The organism is Synergistota bacterium, from assembly GCA_025060595.1.
Lineage (GTDB): Bacteria > Synergistota > GBS-1 > GBS-1 > GBS-1 > 42-11.
Genome location: JANXBX010000029.1, coordinates 1 through 1,525 on the forward strand (window position 1 = coordinate 1; position 1,525 = coordinate 1,525).

The following is a 1,525-nucleotide window of genomic DNA, read 5'->3' on the forward strand; positions in this document are numbered from 1 at the left end:
GAACTTTCTATCTCCTAATTTAATAAAGGATCTAGTTCAGCATGTTAAGGGCACGATTGTAGAGTGTAACTCTGCCTATCATTATATTACCCATCATGTTTGCCACTTCCTTTCTTTATTACCTTAAGAAGGATATAGCATTTTAAATTAATTAGCGAGTGATGATTTCAAAGCATATTGTTGTTTTTTAAAGGGATTTCATTTTTATAAAGTATGATATATAATATGTGATGTATTGAACTAATTAGGAGGTGTTTTAGCTTGAAAACCTTAAAAGGCAGGTTACTTTTGACTATATTGATACCACTTATTGTTATTTTAATTTTTGTTGGTTTATTTGTTGAGTTTGGGATTAGTAAAATTGTTAGTAAGATTTTAGAAAAATCTGCTATAATGACTACACACGCGGTAGCTGATTTAATGAACGAGTGGATTAGTGGAATTATAAAGGAGGTTAGGATCTTTTCTCGAGATCCTGAGGTGGTAAAAGCTCTTAAAACTGGTGATTGGAAGGATCTAATTGATAAGAAGCTGACTCCTTTGGCGAAGGAAAGGCCCTATATTGACTCTTTTCTTATAGCTTACCCTGATGGTAGTGGCCCTAATACGGCAGGTAATGTTATTAATGTGGCTGATAGAGATTGGTTTGTAAAGACCATGCATGAAGGGATTGGTATTTTTATAAGTAACGCTCTTATTTCTAGAGCTACTGGTAGAGTTATGTTTGCAATAGCTTTACCTGTAAAAGATGAAAATGGCAGGATTATAGGTGTCTTTAGAGCAGCAGTATCAGTTGATAGTCTTAAGGAGATTTTAGAGCACGCTCGTTTAACTAAATCTGCGTTTGCTTTGTTAGTAGATTCAAGCGGTCAGATTGTAGTTGATACCTATGGTACCTATTCTATGAAACTCAACATTAAAGAAGCTTCCAAGGCGGGCTTTGGTGACTTGGAAAAGGCTTCCCCTGAAGTTTTATCTGGGAAAGAGGGTTATATTAAGTTAAAGATGCTGAATGATATCCCGGGGTACTGTTTTTACGCACCCGTGGAGATAACCAAAGGTTGGGTTTTGGCTGTTTTAGTTCCGGAGAGTGAGGTCATGGCTGATGTTTATAAGCTTCTTAGGATAGTTTCAATTAGTTTCGTTGGACTTATAGCTATATTATCATTAATAGTTTTCTTTGTAAGTTCTTCTATATCTAAACCTATAAAGTTTTTTGCTGAGAAGGTACTTCAATTTGGTCAAGGTAACCTTATGGTTAAATTTGAAGCGAAAGGTAAGGATGAGGTTGCTTACATGGCTAATGCTTTGAATCGAATGTCTGATATGCTTAAGGTTTATATAAAGACTATGGGAGAGATTTCTAATAAAATTAGTGCTTCTTCTCAAATTCTTAGTGGTGCTTCTCAAAAGATAAACGCTTCTTTTCAGGAAGTAGTATCAAGGATAGAAGAGGTAAGTAAGAACTCCCAAGACATTTCGGCTTCTGTGGAGGAGGTTACGAGTGGGATAGAGCAGGTTGCGG

1 protein-coding gene is annotated in these 1,525 nt (G+C 35.8%); it reads left to right on the forward strand.

Going from position 1 to position 1,525, the window contains the following annotated elements; all coding sequences use genetic code 11:
• Positions 1 to 261: 261 nt before the first annotated feature.
• Positions 262 to 1,525 (forward strand): methyl-accepting chemotaxis protein (locus tag NZ900_09715; protein MCS7234355.1); only part of this gene is annotated, 1,264 nt, incomplete at its 3' end.